Annotated in this window: 13 protein-coding genes and 7 pseudogenes; 8 read left to right on the plus strand and 12 right to left on the minus strand. The window is 61.2% G+C overall.

Annotated elements, in window-relative coordinates; genetic code table 11:
• Window positions 1-94 precede the first annotated feature (94 nt).
• Window positions 95-352: pseudogene (locus J4G43_RS56445) on the minus strand (transposase domain-containing protein); the annotation flags it as partial.
• A gap of 591 nt (window positions 353-943) precedes the next feature.
• On the opposite strand from J4G43_RS56445, the gene J4G43_RS54180 reads away from it, so the two are divergent.
• Window positions 944-3,031 carry a recombinase family protein gene (locus J4G43_RS54180; RefSeq protein ID WP_049810452.1) on the plus strand — a complete coding sequence of 696 codons (2,088 nt, stop codon included), beginning with the start codon at window positions 944-946 and terminating at the stop codon, window positions 3,029-3,031.
• Here J4G43_RS54180 and tnpB (J4G43_RS54185) read toward each other — a convergent pair.
• Both tnpB (J4G43_RS54185) and J4G43_RS54190 read right to left on the minus strand, forming a co-directional pair.
• Window positions 3,019-3,327, minus strand: coding sequence for an IS66 family insertion sequence element accessory protein TnpB (gene tnpB, locus J4G43_RS54185; RefSeq protein ID WP_060907863.1), 309 nt, complete (start codon window positions 3,325-3,327; stop codon window positions 3,019-3,021). The genes J4G43_RS54180 and tnpB (J4G43_RS54185) overlap by 13 nt on opposite strands.
• Window positions 3,324-3,602 carry a transposase gene (locus J4G43_RS54190; RefSeq protein ID WP_208089252.1) on the minus strand — a complete coding sequence of 93 codons (279 nt, stop codon included), beginning with the start codon at window positions 3,600-3,602 and terminating at the stop codon, window positions 3,324-3,326. Before J4G43_RS54190 ends, tnpB (J4G43_RS54185) begins: the two co-directional genes overlap by 4 nt.
• 93 nt (window positions 3,603-3,695) lie before the next feature.
• On the opposite strand from J4G43_RS54190, the pseudogene istA reads away from it, so the two are divergent.
• Both istA and istB read left to right on the plus strand, forming a co-directional pair.
• Window positions 3,696-4,328 (plus strand): annotated as a pseudogene (gene istA / locus J4G43_RS54195) (IS21-like element ISFK1 family transposase); the annotation flags it as partial.
• An 18-nt stretch (window positions 4,329-4,346) separates the two neighbouring features.
• Window positions 4,347-5,102, plus strand: a complete 756-nt coding sequence (gene istB / locus J4G43_RS54200; protein ID WP_063778799.1) for an IS21-like element ISFK1 family helper ATPase IstB — start codon at window positions 4,347-4,349, stop codon at window positions 5,100-5,102.
• A 93-nt stretch (window positions 5,103-5,195) separates the two neighbouring features.
• On the opposite strand, the pseudogene J4G43_RS54205 reads toward istB, so the two are convergent.
• From J4G43_RS54205 to J4G43_RS54215, 3 pseudogenes are all read right to left on the minus strand, one after another.
• Window positions 5,196-5,619 (minus strand): annotated as a pseudogene (locus tag J4G43_RS54205) (transposase); the annotation flags it as partial.
• Between the two features lie 1,260 nt (window positions 5,620-6,879).
• Window positions 6,880-7,257 (minus strand): annotated as a pseudogene (locus J4G43_RS54210) (transposase); the annotation flags it as partial.
• A gap of 75 nt (window positions 7,258-7,332) precedes the next feature.
• Window positions 7,333-7,485: pseudogene (locus J4G43_RS54215) on the minus strand (IS481 family transposase); the annotation flags it as partial.
• Between the two features lie 439 nt (window positions 7,486-7,924).
• Here J4G43_RS54215 and J4G43_RS54220 point away from each other — a divergent pair.
• Window positions 7,925-10,012 (plus strand): recombinase family protein, encoded by a 2,088-nt coding sequence (locus J4G43_RS54220; RefSeq protein WP_049810452.1) that lies wholly within the window; start codon window positions 7,925-7,927, stop codon window positions 10,010-10,012.
• Here J4G43_RS54220 and tnpB (J4G43_RS56450) read toward each other — a convergent pair.
• A pseudogene (tnpB, locus tag J4G43_RS56450) lies at window positions 10,000-10,214 on the minus strand (IS66 family insertion sequence element accessory protein TnpB). The gene J4G43_RS54220 and the pseudogene tnpB (J4G43_RS56450) sit on opposite strands and share 13 nt — an antisense overlap.
• A 209-nt stretch (window positions 10,215-10,423) precedes the next feature.
• Between tnpB (J4G43_RS56450) and J4G43_RS54225 the strand changes: the two are divergent.
• Genes J4G43_RS54225 through J4G43_RS54235 form a run of 3 tightly spaced genes read left to right on the plus strand, consistent with a single transcriptional unit; the run spans window position 10,424 to window position 13,586 of the window.
• Window positions 10,424-11,662, plus strand: coding sequence for a tyrosine-type recombinase/integrase (locus J4G43_RS54225; RefSeq protein WP_166354471.1), 1,239 nt, complete (start codon window positions 10,424-10,426; stop codon window positions 11,660-11,662).
• Window positions 11,662-12,576 carry a tyrosine-type recombinase/integrase gene (locus tag J4G43_RS54230; RefSeq protein WP_208088574.1) on the plus strand — a complete coding sequence of 305 codons (915 nt, stop codon included), beginning with the start codon at window positions 11,662-11,664 and terminating at the stop codon, window positions 12,574-12,576. Before J4G43_RS54225 ends, J4G43_RS54230 begins: the two co-directional genes overlap by 1 nt.
• A complete protein-coding gene (locus tag J4G43_RS54235) occupies window positions 12,573-13,586 on the plus strand; it encodes a tyrosine-type recombinase/integrase (RefSeq protein WP_035696431.1) in 1,014 nt (337 codons plus the stop codon). Before J4G43_RS54230 ends, J4G43_RS54235 begins: the two co-directional genes overlap by 4 nt.
• 123 nt (window positions 13,587-13,709) lie before the next feature.
• Here the strand turns inward: J4G43_RS54235 and J4G43_RS56455 are convergent, their stop codons facing one another.
• The 5 genes and pseudogenes from J4G43_RS56455 to J4G43_RS54260 form a co-directional block, all read right to left on the minus strand.
• Window positions 13,710-14,057, minus strand: coding sequence for a transposase (locus tag J4G43_RS56455; RefSeq protein ID WP_038946114.1), 348 nt, complete (start codon window positions 14,055-14,057; stop codon window positions 13,710-13,712).
• 192 nt (window positions 14,058-14,249) lie between these two features.
• Window positions 14,250-15,593: an IS1380-like element ISBdi2 family transposase gene (locus J4G43_RS54245; protein WP_208087761.1), complete on the minus strand. Its 1,344-nt coding sequence runs from the start codon at window positions 15,591-15,593 to the stop codon at window positions 14,250-14,252.
• 214 nt (window positions 15,594-15,807) lie between these two features.
• Complete coding sequence (locus J4G43_RS54250) at window positions 15,808-17,241, minus strand: IS4 family transposase (RefSeq protein WP_166354477.1); 1,434 nt, start codon at window positions 17,239-17,241, stop codon at window positions 15,808-15,810.
• Window positions 17,242-17,906: 665 nt separating this feature from the next.
• Window positions 17,907-19,067: an IS110 family RNA-guided transposase gene (locus J4G43_RS54255; RefSeq protein ID WP_038945959.1), complete on the minus strand. Its 1,161-nt coding sequence runs from the start codon at window positions 19,065-19,067 to the stop codon at window positions 17,907-17,909.
• Window positions 19,068-19,112: 45 nt separating this feature from the next.
• Window positions 19,113-19,663, minus strand: a pseudogene (locus J4G43_RS54260) (transposase); the annotation flags it as partial.
• A gap of 1,484 nt (window positions 19,664-21,147) precedes the next feature.
• On the opposite strand from J4G43_RS54260, the gene J4G43_RS54265 reads away from it, so the two are divergent.
• Window positions 21,148-22,277 (plus strand): IS3-like element ISRj2 family transposase gene (locus tag J4G43_RS54265; protein ID WP_085967151.1). Its coding sequence is split into 2 segments (ribosomal slippage): window positions 21,148-21,400 and window positions 21,400-22,277, totalling 1,131 coding nucleotides; the frame shifts between segments, so codons are not numbered across the junction.
• Window positions 22,278-22,339 lie beyond the last annotated feature (62 nt).

Here is a 22,339-nt window from a genome sequence, read left to right on the forward strand (position 1 = left end):
CTGGACACTCGAGGTTCTCGGGTTCGATCACCTGCTCGATGCGCGGCAGGTGCGCGGGAAAGGCACGGGCAGCGCGCCTGGTCCGGCGGCTGGACGGCGCCGTGCCGGCGCGGCGCGCACGATCGTCCTGGCGTTCCTGGACTTCGGCGATGGCAATCTCGATGTCCTCGAGAACCAGTTGCATCTGATCGGGATTGAACTTCTCCGAGCGTTTACCGAAACGTGCGCGCTCGTACTCCTTCACGAGCAGTTCGAGGCGTTCGACGCTCTCTTTGGACGCAGCCAGTTCACTCTCGACATGAAGGCGCGCCGAGCATTCATCGTCTGCGCGACGACGCTCGGCTTCAATCATCGCTTCCTGCGCGCGGAAGAGCGCGCGCACATCGGCGGGCAGCGCTGCAAGACGGGCGGGATCAATGGGGGACGGCGGCACATCCGCAAGCTATCATCCCAAAGCCCCGCGCGAAACAGGTTGTCGGGTCTGAGTCAGTTCGCCGCAGCTGGCGTCGTCGCGACAATCCGTTCGCCCACTCGCTTCCAGTTCAGCCCTTCAAACGAGGGGATTGAGGAATGTCCCTGATAGTGAGTCTGACGAATCATTTCCGGAGGTGGTCGAGGTTGGGGACCCCCACCATCCTTTGTGGGGGCGCTCATATCGAGTGATTAGGAAGATCGGTCAGCGAGGCCGAGGCATTCCCGCTTCGTATGAAGTTGAGTATCGCGCAGGAAGCAGTCTTCTGATTCAAGCAACCGCAATCGAATATTATGAGCAAGAGGCAAATCAGATTAAGCTGAGTATGGAGGCTCTACTCGAGCTTTTATCGACAGCGGATTGTCCCGACGCACATGAGCATGGATCCAGCCGATCTTTGGTCGACGCTGACGCCCGCGCTCCGACGCCAGATCGTCGAAGACGTCGCCGCAATTTTGGCGGAGATCCCTCATGAAGTCCGAGCTGGTCACACCAAGCCACTTGGCGCGCAAAGCCGTAGTCTACATCCGGCAGTCGACGCCCCATCAGGTCGTAAGCAATCAGGAGAGCCTGCGCCTTCAATACGCGCTTCGCCAGCGCGCCCGCGAACTCGGATGGCGTGAGGCGGCCATCGACGTGATTGATGCCGATCTCGGGTTGAGCGGCGCGTCTATAGCACAGCGTAACGGCTTCAAGGAACTCGTTGGCCGTGTTGGCCTGAGTGAAGTGGGACTCATCCTGTCGATCGACGTGACCCGCTTGGCGCGTAATTGTACCGACTGGTATCCGCTCCTGGATATCTGTGGTCTACGTGGCTGCCTGATCGCCGACCGCGATGGTGTCTATGATCCGGGCACTCCCAACGGACGGTTGCTTCTCGGGCTGAAGGGTTCGATCTCCGAGCTTGAGCTACATACGATCCGCAGCCGGCTGACCGCCGGCCTGCTGGCCAAAGCCGAACGCGGCGAACTTGCGGTTATGCTGCCAATCGGGCTGATGCGGGACCCGAGCGGTGTGGTCGTTAAGGATCCCGACATGGCCGTGCAAGGGCGGCTCGGTCTCGTCTTCCAGTTATTCCTGCAGCTGCGCAGCGTTGCCAAGGTCATGCGAGCGTTGAACGAGCGTGACCTGGAACTGCCGCGTCGTGATCGATATGGCGATTTGTGCTGGACGCGCGCGACGCTGGCTGCCGTCGCGGCGATCTTGAAGAACCCCGCATACGCGGGCGCCTTTGTCTATGGACGAACCCGCTTCCGGCCGCCGAAGCGGGAGGGGGCCCTGCCACAAAAGGCTCCGCGGCCGATGGAGGAGTGGCGGATCGTCGTTAAAGATCGATATCCAGCCTATATCGACTGGCCAATTTATGAAAAAATCCGATCCGTCATCAGAGATAACCGAGCCGAATACATGCGCATCAAAACCCGCGGCGCGCCTCGCAATGGCGAGCTCCTGCTCCACGGCATTGCCTGGTGCGCACGATGTGGCCATAAGATGTACGTCCGCTACAAGGGCGGCGGCGAATATGTATGCAATCACCTGCGTACCCAGGAAGGTCAGCCAACCTGCCAACACATCCGCGCCGCCCATATCGATGCAGCCGTTGGCGACGCATTCCTAACCGCACTAGCGCCGGCCGAACTCGATGCCTTGTCGCGCTCCCGCCGGGTGCAGCAGCAGACGAACAATGCGCTACGCTCCAGTGCAGAACGAGAGCTCGAGCGCAAGCGATACACGGCGGCGCTCGCCGAACGGCAGTTCAACCGAGCTGATCCAGATAATCGGTTGGTCGCCTCGGAACTCGAGCGTCGATGGGAAGCGGCGCTAAACGACGTGCGCGCCGCCGAAGAGGCGCTTGCCCGACAGACGCCGCCCAAAGCCATCACACAAGTGGCCATAAGCAAGGAGCTCAACGACAAGGTCATCAGCCTCACCGGCCGCCTCCCGCAGATATGGGGTGACGAGACTATCTCGGATGCGCATCGCAAGGCGTTGTTGCGATGTCTCATCGAAAAGGTCGTTCTCGACCGCGGTGAGCGCGACTTGGCCCTGGCTAGGATCGTCTGGCGGGGAGGCGCCGTGACGGAGCTCGAAGTGAAGATGAGCGTCAACTCCGTCACCAGATTGACGCGAGGCACAGAGATGCGGGAACGCCTTCTGACGCTCGCTCGCGACGGCGTCCCAGACGACAAGATCGCCACAATCCTTACTCGGGAAGGTCACCGCTCTCCCCGTTGCGCCGATAAGGTGCTGCCTATCACCGTTGGGCGGCTCCGTCGTGCCGCCGCCATCAAGGTAACTGCCCAGCGCAGCCGATGGGAGCATGACGACTCATACCTCAGCCCGCCCGAACTGGCCCGAAGGCTCGAGATTCCAGTAAACTGGCTCTATGTTCAGATCCGAACCAAGCGTTTGCTAATTGATCGCCAGCCCAGCGGCGCCTATCTCTTCCCGAATACACCATCCGTTCTTCACGCCATCGGAGACCTTCGAAACCACGTCATCGCGCAACTTGATCTAAGAATCTGTCAGCCTAACAAGGAGGGGCATCAACATGGGTGATCGAACAGCGCTTCGAACTGCACGCGCGTCAGATGCATGACGCCGTCGCTGATCTGCGGCCACTCGAAACGACCATCGCGGCCAAGGCGCTTGTAGACCAAAACGAGGCCCGTGCCGTCCCATAGCAAAATCTTCAGCCGGTCGGCGCGCTTCGAACGAAAAACCACGATCAGGCCCGAATGCGGATCGAGCCCAAGCGTGTTTTGCACAAGACCGGCCAGCGCGTCGTGCCCACACCGGAAGTCAACAGGACGCACAGCAAGCACAATCCGCAGTCCCTGCGCCGGAATGATCATGCGCCGCGCTCGATCGCAGTCACGATCTCCGCGATCCGCACCGCCGACACGTCCGCATCCAGGCGGACCGAAACCTTGCCAATCGTAATCTCGACGGGCCCCTCGCTCTTGCCTGACGCCGCTGGATCGCTCAGCTCGATCGACACGAAATCCGCCGCGTCGTCCGTGACCAATGCGAGCCGGCCAGCACGCGCCAATCTGCGCCACGTCGTCAACTGCTGGGCCTTCACACCATAACGCCGTGCGACATCACATACCCGGGCGTCGGGCTTCATGCTCTCGAAAACAGCGCGCCCCTTGATCTCCGCAGACCATAACCGGCCTCCAGAACGCGTCCGGCGCGTAAGCTTCCCTACAAAGCCATCAGCTTCGGCTCAAGCCGCGCCGAACTGTTTGCCGAACTCGACAAACCCAAGCTAACCCCGCTGCCAGATCAGCCTTATGCCTTCGCACGCTGGAAGCGCTGCCGCCTCGCTCCCGATTATCATGTCGAGGTCGACGGCCATTGGTACTCCGCGCCGTATCGTCTGATTGGCGAGCTGGTCGATGCCCGTATCGACGATCGGACGGTCGAGATCTTCCACAAGGGCCAGCGGATCGCCAGCCATGCCCGCGCGCCCAACCGACGCGGACACACCACCATCGCCGACCACATGCCCAGCGCCCATCGCCGCTACGGCAAATGGACCCCCGCCGCGGTGATCGCCGCCGGCGAGCGGATCGGTCCTTCGACAGCAGCGTTTTTCCAGGCCGTGATCGACGCCCGGCCCCATCCAGAACAAGGCTTTCGAACCTGCCTTGGTATTCTGGCGCTCGTCAAAAGCTACGGCGCCGAACGCCTCGACGCAGCCTGCCGGAGGGGCATCCTCATCAAGGCGCGCTCCGTCGCCTCGATTAGATCGATCCTCCAGAACGGCCTCGATCGCACGTTCTTCGACGAATCTTTCGAGCACCAGCCCCTGCGCCACGGCAACATCCGCGGACGCGACTACTTCCACTGAAGCAAGGAGAGACCCGGCATGCTTAACCACCCAACCCACGAACGGCTGATCGAGCTTGGCCTGACCGGAATGGCCAAGGCCTTCGAGGAGCAGCGCCGATCGCCCGATCTCGAAGCCCTGCCGTTCGAAGATCGCATCGGCCTGTTGGTCGACCGCGAAGCCGCCGAACGCGACACCAGGCGGCTCACCACGCGCCTCAAGATCGCCGCACTGCGCCAGACTGCTTGCGTCGAGGACGTCGATCTGCGCACCCCGCGGGGCATCGACCGCGCCGTTTTCGCCAAACTGGTCGAAGGTCGCTGGATCGATCGCCACGAGAATTTGCTCGTCACCGGGGCAACCGGCCTGGGCAAAAGTTGGTTAGCCTGCGCGCTCGGCCACAAGGCCTGCCGCGACAACCGATCAGTCCTCTATCATCGCGTTCCAAGGCTGTTCGAGGCGCTCGCGCGCGGAGACGGACGTTACGCCCGGCTCCTCAAAAGCCTCGGCCGCGCTCAGCTTCTGATTTTGGATGATTGGGGACTATCGGTGCTCACCGCCGCGGAACGCCGCGATCTGCTCGAAATCCTCGAGGACCGCCATGGCCGCGCATCCACCATCGTCACAAGTCAGCTCCCCGTGGACACCTGGCATGGAGCCATTGGGGACCCCACGGTCGCCGACGCCATTCTCGATCGCCTCGTCCACAACGCCCACCGCCTCCAGCTCACCGGAGAAAGCATGCGAAAACGCAGCGCCAAAACCATCACCCTTGACGGCCAACCAGAACACTGACTCTATCTCCCATCGGCCGTAGCGGGCTGCTCACGATCGTCTGAATTCAGTGCTCACGATCGCGCGAAATCGATGCTCACGATCCGTGAAATCCGCAGCCTTGCCCAGCAGGGCCGTCAACGCCTCCTGGAAATCGCCGGTCGAGATGCCGCGCAGATACAGCACCGGCAACAGCGCATCCAGGCTCCGGGTGCGCCGCGCCCACAGCGGCAGGATCGCCGAGCTGAACCGGATCCGCTCGCCGTCACCGGCCGCTCCGCGGTCCCGAATCTTCGCCCGCGCGACCTCGACCGGTCCGATGCCGGTCGCAATCGTTCGGGCGGGCCGTAACCATGCCGCACGACACGGGCGCGCCCGTCGGCAAGCTTCAAATCTTCACCGTGGCAAGAAACGTCTCGACTTCGATCTCCACGGCCTGCGCCAGAAGCTGCCGCGCTCCGGCTCGCAGGATATTGGTCAGTGGATCGTCGATCTCGTCGGGCTGACAAAGGGCAACAATATTGCTAGTCTCGTTCATGGCGTATCGCTCTCCTTGAGAGGTTCTGGCAGGCTCGACACCCGCCTCGATACGCCGGCCTATCTCAGGCCGTCATCACCCAGCTTCCCCTCCGTCAAAGGCGGCTAAGCTTCGAACGGCCCACGCGGGCCGCTTTCCGTTTTTTGGATACCGCGCGGTCTCGTCAGCTTTCAGTAAGCTAGGCCCGATACATGATTGTTGGGTTTAGCGGGGGTGGGACGGACATTGCTGTGGCTTCCAGAGCAGTGGGGTGGAGTGTCACCTTTCCGCTAAACCCACCAGCAGTGCGGATGCGGCAGGGACCGTGCCTTCAACTCAGCCCCCCAGCCGTCAGGCGCCGAGTCGCGCCCGCACTGCTTCCAAATCCCGTTCCAGTAGATATACGCTCGCTCTGCGGGCGATGTCCTGCCGGTCAGCTTGAGGCTGGCCGTGCGAGGGTTAGCGGCGCGTGGCAGGGACAGCGCTTCCCCTGTGTATGCGTGGGGCCTTTCAAGCGCCGAGTCACGTAGCCGCTAACTTAATCGGCAGTGCGGGCGGGGCAGGGACAGCGTCCGCCCCAGCGCAACTGAACGGCGCCGAGTCGCGCCCGCGCTGCCTGCGATCTGAGGCCGATCGTCAAGCCCAGTGAGGGGCAAGCGGTTCTGGTAGTTGTGGCACGGCTTTTTGCGGTGGATGTATCCTACCGTCAGCCTCTTTCGCCGCGAGGCTGGCGGTGGAGTTAGCGACGCGTGGTAGGGCCAAAGGATGCATATATTAGAGCGGCACATCACAGCCCTACGGTCGCAAGCGCTTGAGGTGCTTGCGGCCAATCAGGCCCGCGCGGCCGATCAGTCTTTGAGCCTGGCAGATCGCCAAGTCGCGACGTTTGATGCAGAGGAGGCTCAGGCAGTGTTAGGCATACTCGATAGCGTGAAGCTCAACTCCGGGCCGAAGGAGGCGGGGAAGATCGCTGCACGTATACGCGCGCTTCTAGAGGGGGAGGGGTGAGTGCCACCCGACTCTCTCGGGGCTAGTCGTCCGTTCTTTAATCGCGGGCACGATGTCAACCCCGATAGATAAAAGTGATCCACTGCCGGGTTCATGGTTCTTTCCGCGGTCGTCTCTACAGCCGCCGCATGATGGCGTTCAACAGGTGTGCATCTCGATGTGAAGAGCGCGGTGCGTAACGCCCGCAGGGACGACTTCGAAATTGCCAGCACCCTCGTCCCGGCAGGGACGCTTGTTACGCCGAAGGCGGATCTGGGTCGGTTTAAGGCAGCTTCATGCGGCGCGCATCTCTGCCTGGAACTCAGTGCCGTCGGTCCAGATGGTGTGGAGGATGACAGCCATTTTGCGAGCAACGGCAACCTTCGCCTTTTTGGCGCCGATCCGTTTGGTCAGCTTGCTGCCCCAGCGCTTGAGGGCAGAACCTCGCCTGACAACGGTCAGCAGGACGTTCGCGGCTTCGAACAGATAAGTCCGAACCTGATGGTTGCCGCGTTTGGAGATGCGGCGAGTTCGGTCGACCTCGCCGGATTGATAATGTCTTGGTGTCAGGCCGAGATAGGCACCGACGTCGGCGGAATGTCTGAAGCGAGCGGGGTTGTCGATGGTAACGACGAAGGCCAGAGCGGTCAGGGGACCGATACCGGGAACGGTGTAAAAGTATGCACTTGACCTGACAACTGGCTCTTCGTCGTGGCGGGGTGTCCGACGAAGATTTGTGTCCGGCGCCTACGCGGCCGGCAGCAATTTCTCCCTCGCAACGGGCAGCGCGTCAAGGAAGGTTTGCATGGGTGTTTTTCCATAGCACCATCGTCCCTGATGCGGGCGCGTTTCGTTGTACGCCGTCACCCAACCATCGAGATCATTCTGCAACTCGTCGATGGGCGGCTTGACCGCCGCGGTCCGGACCCGCTTCCAGTCCATCCCATCGAACGAGGGGATTGAGGAATGTCCCTGATAGTGAGTCTGACGAATCATTTCCGGAGGTGGTCGAGGTTGGGGACCCCCACCATCCTTTGTGGGGGCGCTCATATCGAGTGATTAGGAAGATCGGTCAGCGAGGCCGAGGCATTCCCGCTTCGTATGAAGTTGAGTATCGCGCAGGAAGCAGTCTTCTGATTCAAGCAACCGCAATCGAATATTATGAGCAAGAGGCAAATCAGATTAAGCTGAGTATGGAGGCTCTACTCGAGCTTTTATCGACAGCGGATTGTCCCGACGCACATGAGCATGGATCCAGCCGATCTTTGGTCGACGCTGACGCCCGCGCTCCGACGCCAGATCGTCGAAGACGTCGCCGCAATTTTGGCGGAGATCCCTCATGAAGTCCGAGCTGGTCACACCAAGCCACTTGGCGCGCAAAGCCGTAGTCTACATCCGGCAGTCGACGCCCCATCAGGTCGTAAGCAATCAGGAGAGCCTGCGCCTTCAATACGCGCTTCGCCAGCGCGCCCGCGAACTCGGATGGCGTGAGGCGGCCATCGACGTGATTGATGCCGATCTCGGGTTGAGCGGCGCGTCTATAGCACAGCGTAACGGCTTCAAGGAACTCGTTGGCCGTGTTGGCCTGAGTGAAGTGGGACTCATCCTGTCGATCGACGTGACCCGCTTGGCGCGTAATTGTACCGACTGGTATCCGCTCCTGGATATCTGTGGTCTACGTGGCTGCCTGATCGCCGACCGCGATGGTGTCTATGATCCGGGCACTCCCAACGGACGGTTGCTTCTCGGGCTGAAGGGTTCGATCTCCGAGCTTGAGCTACATACGATCCGCAGCCGGCTGACCGCCGGCCTGCTGGCCAAAGCCGAACGCGGCGAACTTGCGGTTATGCTGCCAATCGGGCTGATGCGGGACCCGAGCGGTGTGGTCGTTAAGGATCCCGACATGGCCGTGCAAGGGCGGCTCGGTCTCGTCTTCCAGTTATTCCTGCAGCTGCGCAGCGTTGCCAAGGTCATGCGAGCGTTGAACGAGCGTGACCTGGAACTGCCGCGTCGTGATCGATATGGCGATTTGTGCTGGACGCGCGCGACGCTGGCTGCCGTCGCGGCGATCTTGAAGAACCCCGCATACGCGGGCGCCTTTGTCTATGGACGAACCCGCTTCCGGCCGCCGAAGCGGGAGGGGGCCCTGCCACAAAAGGCTCCGCGGCCGATGGAGGAGTGGCGGATCGTCGTTAAAGATCGATATCCAGCCTATATCGACTGGCCAATTTATGAAAAAATCCGATCCGTCATCAGAGATAACCGAGCCGAATACATGCGCATCAAAACCCGCGGCGCGCCTCGCAATGGCGAGCTCCTGCTCCACGGCATTGCCTGGTGCGCACGATGTGGCCATAAGATGTACGTCCGCTACAAGGGCGGCGGCGAATATGTATGCAATCACCTGCGTACCCAGGAAGGTCAGCCAACCTGCCAACACATCCGCGCCGCCCATATCGATGCAGCCGTTGGCGACGCATTCCTAACCGCACTAGCGCCGGCCGAACTCGATGCCTTGTCGCGCTCCCGCCGGGTGCAGCAGCAGACGAACAATGCGCTACGCTCCAGTGCAGAACGAGAGCTCGAGCGCAAGCGATACACGGCGGCGCTCGCCGAACGGCAGTTCAACCGAGCTGATCCAGATAATCGGTTGGTCGCCTCGGAACTCGAGCGTCGATGGGAAGCGGCGCTAAACGACGTGCGCGCCGCCGAAGAGGCGCTTGCCCGACAGACGCCGCCCAAAGCCATCACACAAGTGGCCATAAGCAAGGAGCTCAACGACAAGGTCATCAGCCTCACCGGCCGCCTCCCGCAGATATGGGGTGACGAGACTATCTCGGATGCGCATCGCAAGGCGTTGTTGCGATGTCTCATCGAAAAGGTCGTTCTCGACCGCGGTGAGCGCGACTTGGCCCTGGCTAGGATCGTCTGGCGGGGAGGCGCCGTGACGGAGCTCGAAGTGAAGATGAGCGTCAACTCCGTCACCAGATTGACGCGAGGCACAGAGATGCGGGAACGCCTTCTGACGCTCGCTCGCGACGGCGTCCCAGACGACAAGATCGCCACAATCCTTACTCGGGAAGGTCACCGCTCTCCCCGTTGCGCCGATAAGGTGCTGCCTATCACCGTTGGGCGGCTCCGTCGTGCCGCCGCCATCAAGGTAACTGCCCAGCGCAGCCGATGGGAGCATGACGACTCATACCTCAGCCCGCCCGAACTGGCCCGAAGGCTCGAGATTCCAGTAAACTGGCTCTATGTTCAGATCCGAACCAAGCGTTTGCTAATTGATCGCCAGCCCAGCGGCGCCTATCTCTTCCCGAATACACCATCCGTTCTTCACGCCATCGGAGACCTTCGAAACCACGTCATCGCGCAACTTGATCTAAGAATCTGTCAGCCTAACAAGGAGGGGCATCAACATGGGTGATCGACCAGGGCCATCAACTGCGCAGCATTCAGCTGCACCCGATGATGTCCGATTCGTGGCCAGCAGAACCTCGCTTTCTCCAGCCGTTTTAAATAGAGGCACACGCCGGAGCCATCCCACCATACGATCTTTATTCTGTCGGCTCTTTGGCTCGGAACACATAGAGTGAACCGTCGAACGGATCTGAGCCCGCATCGCGCACCAGCGCAACAAGGCCATCGATACCCTTACGATTATGTGGTGCACCACATAATCGTAATTATGCGGAGCCCACGATTATGCGGAGTGTGCGGCCGTTCAATCCGAGACCCGCTTCGTTATCAACAGTTTAGTTCCTGCTGCCCTCTTTCTCACTCAGCATAATCTGAGGCCTTTCTTCCTGCCTTGATGGCAACGAAAGGGAGACAAGGAATGGCCAAGTCGAGTGAGGATCACTGCCACGGGCTGCGCTGCATGGACGCAGGCGATCTCGACCCGCTGGTGACGGAGTTCACACGACACCTGACGGTGTTGGGGCATAAGAGCTTGACGGTGAGCGGCTATGACGCTGCAGCCCGTCACCTCGCGCAATGGCTGACGCTGGCCAAGATCGCAGTCGCTGATATCGATGATGGCGTCGCCGATCGGTTCGCTCGGCATCGCTGTCGATGCCACGGCATCCGTCGCGAGAGGAGCGTGTCCGCGAAGTACGTGAGGCGGGTACGCCGGTTCATCGAGTTTCTCGGCGAGCGCGGAATCGTCCAGCGCAAGCCGAAGCCCGCATTACCGACGCCCCACCGCCGGGTGGTCGAGTTCCAGGACTGGCTGCGACAGCATCGCGGCGTCACAGAGCTGACAATAGATCGGCACGGTCGCATGGTCATGCGGCTGCTCCCGGCGCTTGGCATCAGGCCGCGAAGTTGGAATGCTCAGCTCATTCGCGACGTGATCATTGCAGAGACGAAGCGGGTCTCGCTGGCCTATGTGAAGACGATGACGATGGCGCTGAGAGGATATTTGCGGTTCCTCAGCGCACGGGGGTTGTGCCGAGCTGGACTCGATCAGGCTGTGCCAATCATTCCGCAGTGGCGACTGTCGTCGCTGCCGCGATACATCCGCTCGTCGGATGTCGAGACGTTGATTGCAACGTGCGATCAGACCACGGCGACTGGCGTGCGTGATCGGGCGATCCTGCTGCTGTTGGCACGACTGGGCTTGCGGGCCGGCGACATTCTCTCTCTTCGTCTCACCGATGTTGATTGGCAACAGGCGACACTGTCGGTTCGTGGCAAGGGGCGGCGGGAGACGAGATTACCATTGCCGCAAGACGCCGGGGATGCCTTGCTCGCTTATCTGGATCAGGCCCGGCCGCACGTCGCCGATGTTCGAATCTTCTTCATGTCGAATGCACCAATCCGGCCGCTGACAGGTTCGAGCGCAGTCTCTGATGTTGTGCGTAGTGCAATACGAAAGGCCGGTATCCCCGTTCCGTCGAATGGGGCCAACCTGCTTCGGCATTCGGCCGCGACGGCCATGCTCCGGGGCGGCGCGACGCTCGACACGGTTGGCGCCGTACTGCGCCACCGCTCACCGGACATGACCGCACACTACGCCAAAGTCGACGTGACGATGCTGCTGCAGATCGCGCAGCCCTGGCCGGGAGATGCGTGATGCTGAGTCGATATCTTGCCAAATATGTGGACCAGCAGCAGTCGCTGGGGTTCAAGTTCCGTGTCCAGCAAATCCTGCTGAGGGGCTACGTCAGCTTCGCCGAGGAGTGCGGCGACCGGCACATCAGAAGTGCCCGGGTCCTGGCATGGGCCGCACGTGCGCCGTCACCGGAGCAGCGCCGCAACCGGTTGCTTACCGTGCGGCGGTTCGCGCTGGCGATGCACGCCGAGAATCCGCGCCATCAGGTTCCGGCGGCGGATGCACTCGGCCACGCTGTCGTCAAGAGGCGACCGCCGTATATCTATAGTGCGGACGAGATCGCACGATTGCTTCGTGCTGCGGCGGCACTCCGGCCAGCGGGCTCGATCAGACCGACCATGTATGCAACGCTCTTCGGCCTGCTCACCGCTACTGGCATGCGGATCGCAGAAGCATTGGCGCTGCAGATCGACGATGTAACTGCCGATGGGCTCGTCGTCCGACAGACCAAGTTCCAGAAGAGCCGGCTGTTGCCACTTCACGCAACAGCTCGGCTGGCGCTCGACAGATATCTGGTCACCCGGCGGTCGCTAACCACCACAGATCGTGCTCTCTTCGTATCGGTTGCCGGGCAGTCGCTGCCCTACAACACCGTGCGACGCATCTTCCTGCAACTCCTCGACAGTACCAATCTCAGGGGCGCCTACGCGGGGCGAGATCCGCGCATCCACGATCTGCGCCACACCTTCGCGGTCCGCTCGCTGGAGCAGTGCCGCCACGATCGTGCTGCGATCGCCCGCCATATCGTGGCGCTCAGCACCTACCTCGGCCACGCCCACGTGACCGACACCTATTGGTACTTGCAGGCGACGCCGACCCTAATGGGCCAGATCGCCGAGGCCGGCGAGGCATTGCTCACTGGAGGCGTCGCATGACTGCGCTCACCCCCTACCTGAGCAGCTTCCTGCGCGAGCACCTGCCCAAAGAACGCAGGGCGAGCCAGCATACCTGCGAGGCGTATGCCCAGAGCTTCCAGCTGTTGCTCCAATTTGCCGCCGGCCGACTCAAGCTCAAGCCATCGAAGATCGAGATCGAACGGCTCGACGCGCCGCTGATCTTGGCATTCCTGGAGCATCTAGAGAAGCAGCGCGGCAACTCGGCGCGAACCCGCAATGCCCGGTTCGCTGCGATCAACTCGTTCTTCCGTTACCTGGAATACAGAGTGCCATCCTGCCTCGACCAATCACGTCGGATCCATGCGATCCCGATGAAGAAGACCGATCAGGCGCTCGTCGGCTATCTCACCCGTGACGAGCTACAGGCTCTGTTAGACGCGCCAGACGTCAGCACCGTGTCCGGCATCCGTGATCGAGCGATGCTGCATCTGGCCTTCGCCGCAGGCATGCGCGTGTCGGAGCTGGTCGGCCTCCGGCTCGATCAGATCGACCGCCAGACCATGTCCAGCGTGCACATCATGGGTAAGGGCCGTCGTGAACGTGTCTTGCCGCTCTGGAAACAAACGGCTGCAGCTGTGAAGGCTTGGCTCAAAGTGCGCCCAGTCACCGACGCTCCTGAGCTGTTCTTCAACGCCCGTGCTCAGGCGATGACCCGCTCGGGCTTTGAATACATCCTGACCAAGCATGTCGCCGCGGCCGCTCGCAAGGCGCCGTCGATCGCCGGCAAAGGCGTCAGTCCGCACGTACTGCGCCATACCTGCGCCATGCATACGCTTCAGGCGACTCGCGACGTCCGGAAAGTCTCGCTATGGCTCGGACACGCCAGCCTGCAAAGCACCGAGGTCTACCTTCGCGCCGATCCGACAGAGAAGCTCGAAGCGCTCGCCGCCATGTCGCCGCCGATGCTGACGCCCGGTCGATTCCGGGCGCCCGACAAGCTCCTGGCCATGCTGAATGTGGCCGGACGCAAGCCGAATTATGCGGAGTGAAATAGGCGAGAAGACCGCGGCGGGAACCAACTTCCCGCCGCACACTCCGCATAATCGTGGGCTCCGCATAATTGCGGAAGTCGACTGGATGGCTGGCCAGGAACACCTTCACGCCGGAGGGGATCATGCCGAACGGACCGCCCGGATCACCCGCTGCAACTGCGCCTCGTCGACGTCCACGTCGGCGCGCACGATCACCTCGCCAATGGCAATTTCGATCACCGCGCCTGACACAGACGCCACCACAACCTCGCGACTTGACGGCCGCGAGGGACAATGCAACTCGGCCCGAGCATCACGGCGCCAGGCGAACAGCTGCGACGGGTGAATGCCGATCCGGCGGGCGATCGCCGATACGCTCGCGCCAGGCTCCAGCGCCTCTACCACAATTTGTGCCTTGAACTCGTCCGACCAGCGTCGGCGAAGCTGCCGCGGTGCTCCATCGAGACGGTCGGCGACCGCCTCGATCATATGGAAGGTTCTAGTTCCAGAACTAGCCCGTCCTATTCGTGAGAGTGCGGCTTTTGGGCCCGATTGATGCGGCCGCACATCTTGTCTGACGAGGCGCACAGGATTGCCTTCGGCTTTTCGCCGCCTGACGACCGGTACTTTGCAACGCGCTTGAGGGATGGGTTGGGCGAACGGGGGCGGACGCCCCGCCGGTCAAGGACCGAGCGGCAGCAGCGCGCCGGGCAAGCCGCAGATCAGGTCGGCTTCGGGACATGCCGCGGCAAACGCAAGGCGAATGCGGCTCGTGGTCTCGACGACACGGGCGGCGATTTTCAAGAGCCGAAGACGCAGCGTCGCGAACTCGGCAGCGGCCAATTCCCGGGCTTTGGGAATGGCGTCGCGCACGGTCAGCATCAGCCAATAAGCGGCCGTATGGAGCACGAGACGGACCTGGTTGGCGAGCGCCGAACGGCAGCTGGTGCGATCGGAGGCGAGCTGCGTCTTATGCAGCTTGATCAGATTCTCGGCTTGGCCGCGCGCGCAATACAGGCTGTCGTAGATCCACTCGGCCGAGCCGACATCGAGGCTGGTGACGACGAAACGGATGTCGAGGCCGAGCATCGTCGCCTCAATACGGGCGACAGTGCGCCGTTCGCGATCCCAGGACTTTGCCTTGTGGCGGGTCTCGGTATAGCCACGCAGAACCGGCAGGTTCTCGATGGCGCGTCGGGTGCGGATGTCGTCGGCGACCTCGTCGACTTTTCTGGCGAGAGGCTTGGTGCCGGACAGACCGAAGATGTAGTCGATGCCGTTGGTCTCGCACCACGCCATGGCCTCCGGCCGGGCATAGTGCCCGTCGCCACGGAACGTAATTTGCGTGTTGTGCCATCGCGTGCGGATATGCCGTACCAGGCGGCGCAGATGGGCACGCACCTCGACGCCGCCCGGCGTCTTGCCGGGCCGCAGCACGACCGCCACGGGCCGGCTCTTCTCCGTGTCGTAGACGTGGATCGGCAGAAAGCAGCGTTCATCATAATGAGCGTTGAACAGCGAGAGCTGCTGATGGCCGTGGACGACGTCGCAGGTATCATCGATGTCGAGCGTGACGGATGCCGGCTCGCGCGGGTAGCTATCCATCCATGCGTCGACCAAAATGTAGGTCAGCCGGATCACGTCGCGCAGGCGCGGCGCATTCTCCAGGCGTGACAGCGTCGGTTGGGAACACAAATCCCGGCCCGTGTCCGGTAGGCGACCGCAGGCCAGCTTGAATGCGGGATCGGACCGCAGATGATCGAGGTCGTCGGCGTCCTCGTAGCCGCAGCAGATCGCGAACATGCGCGCGCGGAACATATCGACCAGGCTGTGCACGACCCGCGTCGGATCGCGCCGATCCGGGAACACCCGGGCCAGATTGTCGGCCAAACCGAGACGCCGCTCGGCCATCGCCAGAAGCATCACGCCCCCATTCGAGGTTAGGCGTCCACCATCGAAGGCAGCTGTGACTTTCTTGGCGTGAATGGCTGGAAACGAGAAGGGCGGAATCGTATCGTCGGTCATGGCGGGCGTGGCGTTCGCGGTTGGAGGTGATGGGGTTGGCTTCACAACCGAATCCTACGCCGTATCAGCGCTTTACACCACGCTCGCCAGCCTCTCGGGCGCCTCTTACGAATAAGACGGGCTAGGCTCAGACATAGAAGCTCACATCGGCTCACAAACTCAACAGCCGATAGCCGATCGCTCACCCACTCCGCTAGACGGGGTCTCTTTGCTTTCAATTACCCATAGTTGTAGCTTCGATCGCGGCTCCCAGTTCGATGTCGGTCAGCCGCGATAATCCGCGCCAGATCACGGTGTTTCCTGGAGGCGGATCGTTGGCTCGGGCCAAGTATCCTCCGAGCCGCGCGATCTTGACGACATAGTGCGAGAGCGTGCTTCGTCGAGAGCAATCACCACCCCTGTGTTTCACCAAATGATCAAGAAGCCTGATTTCGGGATCTGTCAGCGCCATTTGCGGTACGGCATTCGGCGAGGAGCGATTGAGCATCGTCATCCAGAAGACGCGCCAACTCACAATGCAGAAGACCGCGATCAGATTGACCAGACGCTCAGCAGTTCGCAATTTTGAGTCCTCTGCTTTGCAGCCCGATTTGAGGATCTTATGGAAGACTTCGATCTTCCATCTCAAGGCGTACCATTCGATTTTATTGATGGCGTCCTTGCGCGATTGGACCGGGAGATCGGTGAGGAGCTTCCACTCGATTTTCTTCCGCCGTTTCGGCCTTCCCCGCTCTTGAGCATGGATCACGGTCAGAGTGAGTGCGGGATATTTCGTCTGTTTGCCAATCGGCGGCAGGACTCGTATCTTGCGGTACCTGATCTCAAGAACGGCGTCGTCGGGGTCGCCTTTGTCGTCCTTGACCTTGATCCGATGTAGACCCTTGATCGTAACCTCGTCCATTTCGTCGGCAATTGTATGATTGCCGTCCCCGGCAAGCCGATCAACACAGGTTCGCACCAGGAAATGCGTTCCAGCCTCCTGGGCCAGGCAAAATAGCTCATAGATGTCGCTCTCGCGATCACCAATATGAACGCATCGTCCAGGGGCAGCGAGAAGGTCGGTCGATTGCCGTAAGTTCTCGAGCCAGCGGATGCTCTCCTTCTGCTCGATCGGCACCCGCGTCGGATTGATCTTTCGCTTCAGCGCCGTCGTCCCCTTGAACTTCTTGCGGGTCCAGAACTTGATTGCCGACAGTCCGAGCGGAAGCCCCTCGGTCGTCACGGCGAGACTTGAATGCATCAGGATGCCGCACTGCGTGCGTCCTGCCGTCTTGCCCGTAAAGCCGATCAGATCCGGCTTCTCGCGCTTGAAGCTGAATTCCGTCGTGTCATGGAGGACGAAAATCGGTCCCTCCGTCGCCGCTACGCGCCCGCGCGTCGCCTCGAAATGACCGCAAAGAATATCCGCCTCGTCGACCCGCTCGTTGGAGAAGAAGCGATAGGCGGCCTTCGTGTTGGCCCAATCCTGACAAACCAGCGGGATGCTTTGACCCATGTCGCTCCCGATTTGTGCGAGCAATTTGCCGAACCGGCGACCAAGCCGCTCATCCTTAAACTCGCATCCCGCAACTTCCCGATCAACCCACGTCTCGATACCGGTCGTCAATCGCTGAGCACGCGCCCCCGCGCGTTCCTTCACCAAGCCCATCGAACACCCCGCGCTTCCGAATCAGGTGCTCAACACCGAATCACAACGGATTCTACCGATTCAAGATTTCGCCCGCGGCGCCTCGCTCAAATCCGACGTCAAATGTGGGTAATTGAAAGGTCTCTTTGCCGCTTACAGCTTTGCGGCGAGCCCGCCGCTTACGGACGGTGAGCCCTTGTATGGGGCTTGTTTTGTCAAGAAGTTCGGCAGTGCAACGCATGTCTTGTCCTTCGTCAGTTTCTTTGTTCGATCTGAAAGCCCGTTTCTTCGTCCCGACCCGCGGCAGCGCCAGGCCGTCGCGCGCAGGGGCTGTCAAGGTTGGCCGGCGGACCAACCTTTCGAGATGCTTCGCTCTTGCGAGGCCATACCTTGACAGCTTCGAGCACGCCGGCACGGTGGGTGCGGTCGGGATGACGATCAGAGGGGAGCCCGCTTTCGGGCGCGGATCAGTCGCGCCACAACCTTGTATCCGGTGGGTCCAGGGACCCGAACCATGATGCAGTCATGCGCATCGGCAGCGAAGCTCCGAGGCGGCGGACCCATTCTTCCTCTCGGCATGACAGCCATGGGGCAACTCGGGACCCCGCCACCTCGAACCGTCATCGGCGGCCCGTCACAAGCGGACGGACTGGGCCGAAACTGTCGGTGCCTTCAGTGACCTCCGTTCATTGCGCCGGGCGCAGAACGACGCCGTCCGGTACCACGCCCTCGCGCACCAGCCGCCACAGGGCGATCAGAAGCTTGCGCGCCAAGGCCACGATCATGATCTTGCGAGTGCCGCGGGTGCTCTCAGTGCGGCCTCGAAACCACTGCGCCAAGGTGCTGTCCTTCTGGAACATGAGAAATCGCCACGCCAATTGGATCATGCCGCGTCGAACCCGAGCGTTGCCGGAACGGGCGAGCCCTTTCTCTCGCCGTTTTATGCCACTCTCGTCGGGCGAACCCGTGAGGCCGGCATAACGTGCGACGGCCCGTCGATCGCGCATGTTTCGCGCCAGCACCTCCTGCACCAGCATGGCGGCCGTCTCGATGCCAACCCCGATCACCCGCGCCAGTAGGAGCACCATGGCGTTTGGTCCATCACCGGGCGCTTGCTCGATGCGTTCCAGGCGAGCATCCTCGATTTGGCGGATCTGATCATTGATCAGCTGGCGGCGCTCCATGTCGCGACGCAGCTCAGCCAACATGTTGGGCAGTATTGGCTCTCCCTCAGGAGTGCGCAAATCTTCAAGGCGTCCGGCTGCCTTCTTTAGCTTGGGATTGAAGCCGCGGATGCCCAGCCGAATTAACGCTGCTTTCATTCGGTTGACGATCCGACTCCGCTCTCCGACGAGGCTCTCGTGCTCGCGGTTAGGCCGCTTGGCGTCTTCGTCCTTGATTGTCGGGATCGCCACCATCTTGCAGTGATCACGCTCGCCGCGCAGCCAGCCGAGAAAAGAGCGCTTGAGCAAGCTGGTGTCGAGCCGATCGGTCTTGGCGCGCCGGTGCTCGCGCGATACCGCGACGCTCGATGCGTGAATGACGTGGACCTCAATATCATGTGCCCTGAGCCAGCGCGCCAGCCAGAAGCCGTCACGGCCGGCCTCGAAAGCGACAGCGATGCGTTTGATGTGATGCCCAGCCTTCGCCGCTTCATCTCGCCATCGATGCAGCAATTTCAGCAATGCGCTCTCATCGACCGCGAGCTTCTTCAATGGCTGGCGCTCGACACCAGGCACAATGCCGGCGACGAGCCAGCTCGACAGGCTCAGTTCGATAACGGCGATCAGCGTGCCGTCCGGATCGAGTGGGCTCGGGGATCGGCTCAGATCGTTCAACTTTTGCATGGGGCGCTCCATCGGTTCACATTAGCAACGATAGATGCAATATCCTCGCCACCGCCCCATAGCATCTTCCTCGCGATAAAGCCGGTAGATCCGGTTGATCCCCGATGGCTCGCCCTCCCGCCGCAGCAGGACGAACAGCCGGCGGTAGCCGAAACGCCGCCGCTCGTTGGCAAGATCGCGCAACCGGCCGCGCAGAGCCGCGTCCGCAGGGCGGCCGGAGCGATAGCGGATCATCTTCCGATCCGCGCCCACGATCGAACAGGCCCGCCGTTCCGACAGGCTCATGACGGCCTGCAGATGCGCGACCGCAGCGCGCTTGGCGGCGGGCCCTACCATTTTTTTGAAAGGAGCTCGCGAAGGGCGGCCGCATCGAGCATCTGCTCGGCCAGAAGCTTCTTCAGCTTCGCGTTCTCCTCCTCCAGGGCCCTCAGCCGCTTCGCCTCGGAAACGTCCATGCCGCCGAATTTGGCCTTCCAATTGTAGATCGTCGCTTCGGAGACCCCGTGCTTGCGAGCTAGGTCGGCCGTCTTCGCTCCGGCCTCATGCTCCTTCAACACCGCGATAATCTGCTCTTCTGTGAACCTTGCTCGCTTCATCTGTCCGTCCTTCTTCGGGCCGGACTCTAACTCCTTCTGGAGGAAATACTCAGTGGCAGGTCAGGCCCTTCAAACTCACGACGATAGCATGACGATCAAGCCCGTTGCCCACGTCACGAGGGCCGCGTAACATTCATTCCGGCAACGCCGGCCCGACCTAGTTCGACAGCGATCGGGAGATCCCAAAACTTGTACGGGCCAGCGCGACATCACCGCCTTCATCGAGGGCTTCTGCAACCGAACCCCGGCTCCATTCCGCACCGGATATATCACCGCGGTGTCGAGATGGAGGAAGATCAGTTCGGCGCGTCAGTGTGCGCACAGAGGTCGGATATTGAAGGATCCGATGCTGCGCGGCGGCACACATTCGCGACCGATCTGCTGGAGACCGGAGCCGAAGTGCGCATCAACTTTTGGAGCGAGAGATGAACAAGCTCGGGTTAGCGATCGTGTACTCGGCCAGACGCAAAGCTGGGTGCCGAAGCCTCTTCGAGTGTCATCTTCTCAAGCATCAGATCCGTGACAAGTTTGCGGAGGCGCCGGTTCTCGACCGTGAGCTCTTCCAACGCACGACGCATTTCATCCATGCTAGCACGAGGAGGAGGATCCCTGCCCGCGTTAGGCCCCTCCGAAGATTGCCCCACGTCCTTGCTGAGCGGCAGTTTCCGCCAACGATGGAGCGTCATAACGCTCACGCCAAGCGCCTCACAGATCGAGACCTGGGAGCTGCCTGCTCGAGCCAATTCATCCGCCTGAGCGAGTTTCAGTTTAATCTCTTGATGAGAATGTTTTTTCATTCGGACTAGGCCGGGTTCCGACAAAGTAACTCGCCGCCGGCTTGAACTGAGTGGCGGGTGCTGTCAAATAACATACAACGACGTCTGCTAACCTACAAAGGTATCATACAGCCCCGTTGTTAGCGCTACCAATGAAAGCGTTCAAGATGAATATCGAGTTTCGATCGGCATTTTCATCTTTCACAAAGCAGTCATCCGGCCTGAACGGCAACAAAGCAGGTGGAGCATGATGCGAGCCTCCAAGTTTTGAACTCCCAGCAGGCGCTTCATCCTGGAGCTAGGCAGGAACGGGGTTGCCGGCCGAGACCTCCCGAATGGCGGGATTGCCCAAGTTGCCCATCTGAGACGGAGAAGACCGAGGGGCTGCTGACCATCGATATGATCAGCTGAAGCGGACGGCAGAAGGGCGCCAATCGCAATGTGTGTTTGGGCAGCAAATGGAGGAAATCGTCCTTGCATTACGTTTTGACATCTTCATCTCAATGATCTGGATAGCCGGCAAGTGGTTGTTGCGCAAGGACCTTCAATGGGAATCAGTGACTCCGTCACGTGCCATGATTGTTCAGCATCGATGACTCTTTCGGGCAAGCACGTCGCAAAGAGCTGGCCCCGCAAATTCGGACAGTAGCTTGAGTGGATTTTCTGCCTGACAGCGGCGAGGATTCTTGCTGCGAATCAGGAGCGAAGATGACGAAGAAGAGCCGCCGGACGCATTCTCCGGCATTCAAGGCGAAGGTTGCTTTGGCTGCGGTCAAAGGCGACAAGACACTGGCGGAGCTGGCGCAGCTGTTTGATGTTCATCCGAACCAGATCACGATCTGGAAAAACCAGCTCCTGGAAGGCGCCGCCGGCGTGTTTGGGCATGACAAGACATCGGCCGAGACGCCGGTCGATTTGAAGGCGTTACATGCCAAGATCGGCGAGCTGGCGTTGGAAAACGATTTTTTGTCCGGCGCGCTCACCAAGGCGGGCCTGCTGAGCGCAAAGCGATGATCGACCGCGATCATGATCTTTCTATCGTGCGCCAGGCGAAGGTCCTGAAGCTGGCTCGCAGCACGGTCTACTATGAACCTCGGCCAGTTTCGGCCGAGGACCTTGCCTTGATGCGTCGGCTCGATGAGCTGCATCTCGATTATCCCTTCGCGGGAGCGCGTATGCTGCGATCGTTGCTGCGGCGGGAGGGCGTATACGCCGGTCGCCGCCACATCGCGACGCTGATGAAGCGCATGCGGATCGAGGCGGTCTATCGTCGCCCGAACACGAGCAAGCCGGCTCCGGGTCACAAGATCTACCCGTACCTGTTGCGCGGATTGAAGATCGAGCGGCCCGACCATGCGTGGGCAATGGACATCACCTACATTCCGATGCGGCGTGGCTTCGTCTATCTCGCGGCGGTCGTCGATGTGTTCAGCCGACGGGTCCTGGCCCATCGCGTCTCGATCACAATGGAGGCGGCCTTCTGCGTCGAAGCGGTCCAGGAGGCGTTGGCGAAGCACGGCAGGCCCGAGATTTTCAACACGGATCAGGGCAGCCAGTTCACCAGCCTCGAGTTCACCGATGTGCTGCTGGACGCGAAGATCGCCATCAGCATGGACGGCAAGGGCGCCTGGCGCGACAACGTGTTTGTCGAGCGGCTCTGGCGCACGGTCAAATACGAAGAAGTTTATCTCCGCGCCTACGACAGCGTGTCCGAGGCGCGAGCGTCAATTGCCAAGTATCTGGCCTTCTACAATCAGGGACGCCCTCACTCGAGCCTTGACGGGCGCACGCCCGACGAGGCTTACTTCGGCACGCAAGCTATGGTGATGGCCGCATGACCGTCGCCGACGGTTTTGTCGTCGCTCTGGTCGGGCTACGCCCTCCCGACGCAACGACAAAA

The organism is Bradyrhizobium barranii subsp. barranii, assembly GCF_017565645.3.
Classification (GTDB): domain Bacteria; phylum Pseudomonadota; class Alphaproteobacteria; order Rhizobiales; family Xanthobacteraceae; genus Bradyrhizobium; species Bradyrhizobium barranii.